The organism is Micromonospora sp. HK10 (assembly GCF_000982955.1).
Classification (GTDB): Bacteria; Actinomycetota; Actinomycetes; order Mycobacteriales; family Micromonosporaceae; genus Micromonospora.
Genome location: NZ_KQ058705.1, coordinates 1 through 8521 on the forward strand (window position 1 = coordinate 1; position 8521 = coordinate 8521).

The following is an 8521-nucleotide window of genomic DNA, read 5'->3' on the forward strand; positions in this document are numbered from 1 at the left end:
CGGCCGCCGCCCGCTCGGCCGGCCGCCGCGCGCTCGGCCGGCCGCCGCCCGCTCGGCCGGCCGCCGATCGGCGCCGGTCCGGCCCACCGTCGGCCCGGGTCCCGGGAGCCGATCGTCACCGTGCCGCCAGCCGGCGGTCACGCTGCGTCGATGGTTCGCGGCGCCCACGGTCGCGGGCCTGGCGCGGCCGGCCCGGTCCGGTATCGTGACCGGCGGTTTCCGCCAGCAGGCCGCCGATCGGGGCCGGTGGAGCCGCCGCCGCGCAGAGTTCGACCCGGGGGCCGGCGGTCGACGGAAGGACGCTTTCGTGCCCAGGACCAGGCTCATCCGGCGGCGCGTCCGCCGGGCGCTGCTCGCCCTGCTCGCCGCGACGGCGCTGCTGCTCGGCGCGGGACTCGCCACCGCCGGGCCGGCCGCCGCCGCGCCCAGCCCGAGCCCCGACGAGGGCGGCACCAAGCAGCTACGGGCGGCGCTCGACGCGGCGGCCCGGGGCCACATCGAGGCCAAGAACCGCCTCGACAACTCCAAGCGCCGGCAGGCCGCGCTGACCGGGCAGCTCAAGCAGCTCGACGTACGCCTGGTCGAGCTGACCGCCCAGGTGGGCGAGGTGGCCGCGCAGTCCTACCGGGTGGGTCGGCTGACCGCGGTGTCGATGCTGCTGGCCAGCTCGAGCCCGAACGCCTTCGTCAAGCGCGCCGCCGAGCTGGACGTGATGGCGCAGCGGGACAGCAAGCGGCTGCGCGATTTGAACGAGGCGAAGACCGAGGCGACCCAGACCAAGCTGGCCCTCGACGCCGAGGTCCGTGAGCAGCAGAAGCAGCTCGCCGTGCTGGCCCGGAAGAAGCGGGACGCCGAGGTGGCGCTGGCCAAGGTCAGCTCGGGCAGCGGCGCCGGCTTCGGCGGCGGCTCCGCGTCCGCCAAGCCCGCGCCGCGCAACCCGGACGGTTCGTGGCCGTCGGAGTCCTGCTCGGTGAACGACCCGACGCCGGCCGACGGCTGCATCACCCCGCGCACCCTGCACATGCTCCAGCAGGCCCAGGCGGCCGGCTACAAGCGCTACGTGTCCTGCCACCGCAGCGGCGGCGACGGGGAGCACCCGAAGGGCCGGGCCTGCGACTTCGCGGCGGCGACCAGCGGCTTCAAGGACGTCTCGGCCACCGGCGGGGACAAGGCGTACGGCGACCGCCTGGCGACCTGGGCGAAGAACAACGCGAACCGGCTCGGCATCATGTACGTGATCTGGTATCGGCAGATCTGGATGCCGAACACCGGCTGGCGGTCGTACAGCGGGGGCGGCAGCCCGGCCGCCGACCACACAAACCATGTTCACATCTCGATGTATTGACCCTGCCGGCTCGGAACGCTGCGTAGCATCGCGACGGTGAGCAGTACCTCCTCCAATGTCGCGGTGGACCCGGCGCCGGCGGCGCCGACCCCGCCCCGGGCCCTGCCGAACGGGCTCGCCGCGTTCCTGGTCTTCCTCTCCAGCGGCGCCGTGCTGGTGCTGGAGACCGTCTCGCTCCGGCTGGTCGGCCCGTACGTCGGGGTGACCCTCCAGGTGACCAGCTCGGTCATCGGCATGGCGCTGGCCGCCATCGCGTACGGGGCGTGGATGGGCGGGTGGCTGGCCGACCGGCGGGACCCGCGTACCCTGCTCGCCCCGGCCCTGGTGCTGGCCGGCATCGCCACCGCGGTGACCCTCCCCGTCGTCCGGTACGCCGGTGAGGTGCTGCGCGGCGGCGCGGTCAGCGCGGTGCTGCTGCTGACCGCGGTGGCGGTGCTGCTGCCGGCGGCGCTGCTCGCCGGGATCACCCCGCTGGTGGTGAAGCTCCAGCTGGCCGACCTGCGCCGGACCGGTCAGGTGGTCGGGCGGCTCTCCGGCATCGGCACCCTCGGCGGGATCACCGCCACCCTGCTCACCGGCTTCGTGCTGGTGGCCGCCCTGCCGAGCTCGGTGATCGTGCTCGGGCTGGCCGGCGGGCTCGGGCTGACCGGGCTGGTGCTCGGGGCGTACCTGCGGCGGCGGGCGGGGACCGGGCTGCCCGCTCCGGCCCGGGCGAAGGCCGCCCTCGCGCTGCTCGGGCTCGCCGGCGCCGGGTTCGCCAGCGTCGCCCCGAACCCGTGCGATGTGGAGACGGCCTACCACTGCGCCCGGGTCGAGGTGGACGGGCAGTGGCCGGACGGGCGCACGCTCTACCTCAACTCGGCCGAGCACTCCTACGTCGACCTGGCCGACCCGAACCACCTGAAGTACGCGTACACCCAGTGGATCGGGTTGGTGGCCGACGAGATCGCCGCGAAGGGGCAGCGCCTGGACGCCCTGCACCTGGGCGGCGGCGGCTTCACCATCCCGCGCTACCTGGCCGCCACCCGGCCGGGCACCCGCAGCCTGGTCTTCGAGATCGACGGCGGGCTGGTCGAGCTGGACCGGCGCGAGCTGGGTGTGCGGACCGGCCCGGAGCTGACCGCGAAGGTCGGCGACGCGCGGGTGCTGCTCGGCGGGGAGCCGACGGACAGCCGGGACTTCATCGTCGGCGACGCCTTCGGGCACCTGGTGGTGCCGTGGCACCTGGCGACCCGGGAGATGGCCGCGGACATCCGCCGGGTGCTGCGCCCGGGCGGGATCTACGTGCAGAACGTCATCGACTACCCGCCGGGCCGGTTCATCCGGGCGGAACTGGCCACCGTGGCGGCCGAGTTCCGCAACGTCGCGCTGATCGCGCCGCCCTGGGCGATCGAGGGCCGGTCCGGCGCGAACTTCCTGATCGTCGGCTCGGACGCGCCGCTGCCGCTGGACCGGCTGGCCGCCGGTCTGCCCCGGCTGCGCGACCAGGCGGTGCTGCTGCGCGGCGCCGAGCTGACCGCGTTCGTCGGTGACGCCCTGGTGCTCACCGACGACTACGCCCCGGTGGACCAGCTCCTGGCGACCGCCTGAACGGGTGACTTTTCTGACCGATTCCGACCCTTCAGGTGTAGGAGGGCCCACCAGGGGCAACAGCACCCACCATGGGAGCAGCGGTCAGGGGCGGCGCGCAGCTGCTGGGTGAGCGGTACCGGTTGGTCGAGCAGCTCGGTGCCGGCGGGATGTCGGTGGTGTGGCGCGGCTACGACGAGGTGCTCGGCCGTCAGGTGGCGATCAAGGTGCTCGCCTCGCGGCTCGCCAGCGACAAGGCGTTCCGGCACCGGATCCGGATCGAGGCCCAGGCCGCCGCGCGGCTCTGCCACCCCAACATCACCAACGTGTACGACTACGGCGAGTCCGAGCAGGTCGGCCTGACCGTGCCGTACGTGGTGATGGAGCTGGTGGACGGCGGCCCGCTGAGCGCCCGGCTGGGGCGCGGCGGGCAGCTGCCCTGGCGGGAGGCGGTGACCATCGGCGCGGAGGTGACCTCGGCGCTGGCCACCGCGCATGCCCGGGGGGTGGTCCACCGGGACGTCACGCCGAACAACGTGATGCTCACCCCGACCGGGGTGAAGGTCGTCGACTTCGGCATCTCGGCGCTGGTGGGGGAGAGCGAGAAGGGTCCGGACGGCGCCCTGCTCGGCACGCCCGCCTATCTGGCGCCGGAGCGGCTGGACGACGGCCAGGTCTCCCCGGCCACCGACGTGTACGCGGTCGGTCTGCTGCTGTACCGGATGCTCACCGGCCGGCTGCCCTGGCAGGCCAGCACCACCACCCAGATGCTGCGGGCGCACATGTACACCGAGCCGGACCCGATGCCGGCGGTGGTGGGGCTGCCCGACCAGGTCGCCGAGCTGGTCCGGCGCTGCCTGGCCAAGCGCCCCGAGGACCGGCCGGCGACCGCCGAGGTGGCCCGTACGCTCGCCGAGGCGGCGGGGATCGCGGCGATCGTGCCGGTCTCCCCGGCGCTCGGCCAGTTCGACCCGGCGCTGCTGGAGAATGCCGGCACCACGATCCTGCCCTGGTCGACGGCGACCGACGCGTTGCCGTTCTCGGCCGTACGCACCCGGAACCGGCGGGCCGCCTCCCGGCGCCGCCGGGTGGAGGCCGGGGTGGCCGCCGCCGGCCTGGTCGCGGTCACCGCCACGCTGTGGGGGCTGACCTCGAAGAGCCCGGCCAGCGGCGGGGTGGAGCCGACCGAGGCGCGGATGGCGCTGCCGGAGCCGACCCCGTGCGCCGTCGACTACGTGCTGCGGCGGGACACCGGCAAGGATTTCACCGCCGACCTGACCGTCACCAACACCGGGCAGCGGGAGTTGCGGGGCTGGACGATGCGTTTCACGTTTCCCGGCAAGCAGACCGTGTCGAAGGCCCAGCCGACGGTCCGGCAGCAGGGGCGGACCGTGCTGCTCCAGCCGCCCGCCGCGGAGGCCGCGCTCGCTCCTGGTGCGTCGAAGAAGGTCTCGCTGAGCGGCACGTACACCGGGGTGAACCAGTTGCCGGTGGAGTTCAAGATCGGCGACGAGGTCTGCGGCGTGCAGGTCGCCGGGGTGGCCGGCTCGGCGCCCACCACCGCGCCGGCCGTGAAGACCCCCGCCAAGGCGCCGACCGTCAAGACGCCGCCGAAGGCCGCCGCCCCGAAGGCCCATCCCAAGCCCGCGAAGCCCCGCAAACCGAAGCCGGAGCCGAAGGGAAAAGGGTAGGGCAGCCACCGAAGGGCGGTGATCACGGCGACAAGGGCAAGCACAAGAAGTGACGCTCAGGCGAGCGCGGCGAAGCGCTGTACGCGGTCGATGCCGCCCTCCACGATGAGCACACTGTCCGGCTGGAGCACGGTGTCCGGCGCGGCGTAGCGGAACGGCTCGCCGGGCAGCTTCGCGCCCACCACCGACACCCCGTACCGCTCCATCGACGCCAGTTCGCGCAGCGACCGGCCGACCAGCGCCGAGGGCACCCGGACCTTGGCGATGGCGAAGTCGTCGCCAAACTCGATGAAGTCCAACATCTTGCTGACGATCAGGTGTGCCACCCGCTCGGCGGTCTCCGCCTCCGGAAAGATCACGTGGTGCGCGCCCACCGAGTCGAGAATCTTGGCGTGCTTCTCCGAGGTGGCGCGGGCCCAGATCTGCGGCACCTGCAACTCGGTGAGCGCCAGCACGGTGAGCACGCTCGCCTCGACCGAGGCGCCGATGGCGACCAGGACCCGCCGGAAGTTGGTGATGCCGAGTTGGCGCAGCACGTTCTCCTCGGTGGTGTCCGCCTGCACCACCCGGTCCAGCCGGCCGGCCCAGTGCTGGACGCGGTCCTGGTCGTGGTCGACGGCCAGCACGTCGTGGTCGAGTTGCAGCAGCGAGTCGGCCAGTCGGGAGCCGAACCGGCCCAGCCCGATCACCACGACGCTGCGCTCGTCCGTGCGCCTAGCCGACAATGGGTTGCTCCTCCGGGTAGCGGTACAAACGCCGACGGGTGTTCAACGCGATAGCGGACCCCAGGGTGAGGGGGCCGACCCGGCCGATGAACATGAGCACGATCAGCACGTACTGGCCGGGCCGGGTCAGGTCGGGGGCGAGGCCGGTGGAGAGCCCGGTGGTGCTGAACGCAGACGTCACCTCGAAGACCGCGGCGAAGTTGGGCAGATTGTCGGTGAGCACCACCAGCGCGGTCGTGCCGGCGACGACCAGCGCCACGCTGAGCAGCGTGACGGTGAGCGCCTGCCGTTGGCTGGCCGTGGCGATCCGCCGGCCGCCCACCGTGACGTCCGGTTCGCCGCGCAGCTCGGCCCAGATCACGAAGCCGAGCAGGAAGAACGTGGCGACCTTGATGCCGCCCGCGGTGCTGGCGCTGCCGCCGCCGATGAACATCAACATGATGAGCAGCGGGTACGACTCCTGGCTCAGCTTGTCGATGTTGATGACGTCGAACCCGCCGGTGCGGCTCAGCGCGATCTGGGTGAACGAGGCGAGCAGCTTGCCCGGCGCGTCGTAGGTGCCGATGGTCGCCGGGTTGGTCCACTCGGCCAGCAGCAGGAAGCCGAACCCGAGCAGGAGCAGCGCCACGGTGCCCCAGATGGTCAGCTTGGTGGCCACCGCCCAGCCCGCCGGCCGCCGCCACTCCCGGACCGCCTCGAAGAGCGACGGGAAACCGAGCCCGCCGACGATGGCGCCGAGGGCCAGCGGCAGCGCCACCCAGGGGTCGCGGGAGAACGCGAGCAGCCCGTCGGAGTAGAGCGTGAAACCGCCGTTGTTGAACGCCTGGATGGCATGGAACGCGGCCGTCCAGAGCGCCACCCCCGGCGGGTAGTGGTAGGTCAGCCAGAGCCGGGCCGTGATGATCGCGGTCATCACGGCCTCGCAGACGAAGACCGTGGTGGCGATCCTGGCCAGCAGCCAGCCGACGTCGGCGATGCCGAACTCCGCGGTCTCGGCCTGCACGAGCAGCCGGTTGCGCAGCCCGAGCTGCCGGGAGACGGCCAGGATCACCAGCGCCGCGATGGACAGGATGCCCAGACCACCGAGCTGGGTGAGCACGGTGATCATGACCAGCCCGAAGGGATTCCAGTAGTTCGGGGTGTCGTTGACGGCCAACCCGGTGACGGAGACCGCGGAGGTCGAGGTGAACAGCGCCGTGACGAACGGGGTGTACTCCTGTTTGCTGGTGGCCGCGGGCAGCATCAGCAGCCCGGTGCCGAGCAGGATCACCGCCAGGAACCCGAACGGCACCAGCCGTACCGGGTTCCGGAGCAGGCGGCGCATCAGGTCATCTTCCGTCCGGCGGTTCACCGGCAGGTCCGGAACCGGGCAACTGCCGCACCCGCTCGCGCCGGCGGGGGTCAGGGCTGGAGCACGTAGCGACCGCGTACCCCGCCCTTGGCCATGGCCCGGTGGGCGTCGGCGGCCCGGTCCAGCGGCAGGACCGCATGCACCCGTGCCGGCAGTTCGCCGGAGGCGGTACGGGCGAGCAGCTCGCCCAGTCGCGGGCCGTCCGGCCGGGTGTCCACGACGCCGACGCTGATCCCGCGTTCGGTGGCCGGCACGGCGTTCGGCCGGACGCCGACCAGGTTGCCGCCGTCGCGGACCAGGGCCAGCGCCTGCTCCTGCAGCACCCCGGCGTCGGCGACCGCGTCCCAGCCCGGCTCCGGGCGGGTGGTGAACTCGGCGCCGAGGCTGCGCACGAACTCCTCGTCCTGGGCTCTAGCCAGGCCGGTCACCTCCCAGCCCCGGTCCTGGGCGAGCGAGGTCAGGTACCCGCCGACCGCGCCGGCCGCCCCGGTCACCAGCAGCCGGTTTCCGCCGGTGGGCGCGTCGTCGAGCAGGTCGACGAGCTGCGCGGCAGCGAGCCCGTTGAGCGGTACCGTCGACGCCGCGACCAGGTCCAGCCCGGCGGGCACGACGGCGAGGTCGGCGGCCGGCACGACGAGCTGCTCGGCGTACGTGCCGAAGTCGCGGTCGAACCCGACCACCAGGCCGGCGACCCGGGTACCGACGGCCAGGTGCACGCCGGGAGCGCTGGCGACGACGACACCGGCGAAGTCCCAGCCCAGGCCGGTGTGCTCGGACTGGTTGATCAGCCCCAGGGTGTGGAAGAAGCCGCCCGCGACACCGAGGTCGACGGGGTTGACCGGTGCGGCGGCGATCTCCACCCGGACCTCGCCGGGTCCGGGCTCGACGACGGGAACGTCGATGATCTCGATGGAGTCGGGGCCGCCCGGGGTACGAACGACGGCGGTGCGGAAGGTGGCCATGGTTGATCTGCTCCTCGGGGCTCGTCTGCAACGGTCGTGCTGCATCTACGATGGACGGGTAACTCTCCATCGGGAAGAAGCCACCTCAAAGTGCGTAAGTCACCACCGGGTAGGAAGGAGCTGCCGGTGTCGACGCTCACCGCAGCCCAGAAGCGGGCGCAGGCGCAGGCGGACTACGACGCGTTCCTGGCCGGCTGTCCCAGCCGCCAACTGCTGGACCGGATCTCCGACAAGTGGGTCGCGCTGATCCTGGCCGCGCTCGGCAGCGACGGCCCGCAGCGGTCCAGGGCGGAGCCAGCTGGTGAGCCGCGTGCGATGCGCTACTCGGAGTTGGCCCGCCGGCTGGCCGGAGTCAGCCAGAAGATGCTCACCCAGACGCTGCGCTCCCTCGAGCGCGACGGCCTGGTCACCCGCACCGTGACCGCGACCGTGCCGGTCACCGTCACCTACGAGCTGACCGACCTCGGTCTCTCGCTGCATCGCCTGATGCGAGGCGTCAAGGAGTGGGCCGAGGCGCACATGGACGAGGTGCACGCCAACCGCGAGAGGTACGACACCCGCGTCGACTGAACGCCCAGCGGGCCGCCGGATCGGCCGCCGGATCGACGGTGGATCGCCGCCGCCGGATCGCCGCCGGATCGCCGCCGGATCGGCCGGCGGATCGGCCGGCGATCGCGGTAGTCCGGCTCGGACGTCGCGGGTGTCTTCGGGCGCCTACCGACTTGATGTCGTGGAGGAGTCACGAGAGCCCGGGCTCGGACGTCGCGGGTGTCTTCGGGCGCCTACTGACTTGATGTCGTGGACGAGTCACGACAGCCCGGCTCGGACGTCGCCGGTGTCTTCGCCTCGCCCCTCGCCCCGTTACCTTTTTGATCGTC

7 protein-coding genes are annotated in these 8521 nt (G+C 72.8%); 4 read left to right on the plus strand and 3 right to left on the minus strand.

Features of this window, described 5'->3' with window-relative positions; genetic code table 11:
• Positions 1–307 precede the first annotated feature (307 nt).
• From LQ51_RS05775 to LQ51_RS05785, 3 genes are all read left to right on the plus strand, one after another.
• A complete protein-coding gene (locus LQ51_RS05775) occupies positions 308–1345 on the plus strand; it encodes a coiled-coil domain-containing protein (protein ID WP_046563628.1) in 1038 nt (345 codons plus the stop codon).
• A gap of 36 nt (positions 1346–1381) precedes the next feature.
• Positions 1382–2935 carry a fused MFS/spermidine synthase gene (locus LQ51_RS05780; protein ID WP_046563622.1) on the plus strand — a complete coding sequence of 518 codons (1554 nt, stop codon included), beginning with the start codon at positions 1382–1384 and terminating at the stop codon, positions 2933–2935.
• A 71-nt stretch (positions 2936–3006) separates the two neighbouring features.
• Positions 3007–4605, plus strand: a complete 1599-nt coding sequence (locus LQ51_RS05785; protein ID WP_046563623.1) for a serine/threonine-protein kinase — start codon at positions 3007–3009, stop codon at positions 4603–4605.
• A gap of 56 nt (positions 4606–4661) precedes the next feature.
• On the opposite strand, the gene LQ51_RS05790 is transcribed toward LQ51_RS05785, so the two are convergent.
• The 3 genes from LQ51_RS05790 to LQ51_RS05800 form a co-directional block, all read right to left on the minus strand.
• A complete protein-coding gene (locus LQ51_RS05790; RefSeq protein WP_046563624.1) occupies positions 4662–5330 on the minus strand; it encodes a potassium channel family protein in 669 nt (222 codons plus the stop codon).
• Positions 5320–6654, minus strand: a complete 1335-nt coding sequence (locus LQ51_RS05795; protein WP_046563625.1) for a TrkH family potassium uptake protein — start codon at positions 6652–6654, stop codon at positions 5320–5322. The genes LQ51_RS05790 and LQ51_RS05795 overlap by 11 nt, the downstream gene beginning before the upstream one ends.
• Positions 6655–6731: 77 nt before the next feature.
• The gene (locus LQ51_RS05800) at positions 6732–7643 is read right to left on the minus strand and encodes an NADP-dependent oxidoreductase (RefSeq protein WP_046563626.1); all 912 of its coding nucleotides are present in this window, start codon (positions 7641–7643) and stop codon (positions 6732–6734) included.
• Between the two features lie 126 nt (positions 7644–7769).
• Between LQ51_RS05800 and LQ51_RS05805 the strand changes: the two genes are divergently transcribed.
• Entirely contained in the window at positions 7770–8213 is a 444-nt protein-coding gene (locus LQ51_RS05805; RefSeq protein ID WP_046563627.1) for a winged helix-turn-helix transcriptional regulator, read from the plus strand.
• Positions 8214–8521 lie beyond the last annotated feature (308 nt).

Bases quoted from the DNA above. Each gene is read 5' to 3' on its own strand.
- LQ51_RS05785 (WP_046563623.1), top strand. From the start codon at position 3,007: ATGGGAGCAGCGGTCAGGGGCGGCGCGCAGCTGCTGGGTGAGCGGTAC.
- LQ51_RS05795 (WP_046563625.1), bottom strand. From the start codon at position 6,654: ATGCGCCGCCTGCTCCGGAACCCGGTACGGCTGGTGCCGTTCGGGTTC.
- LQ51_RS05800 (WP_046563626.1), bottom strand. From the start codon at position 7,643: ATGGCCACCTTCCGCACCGCCGTCGTTCGTACCCCGGGCGGCCCCGAC.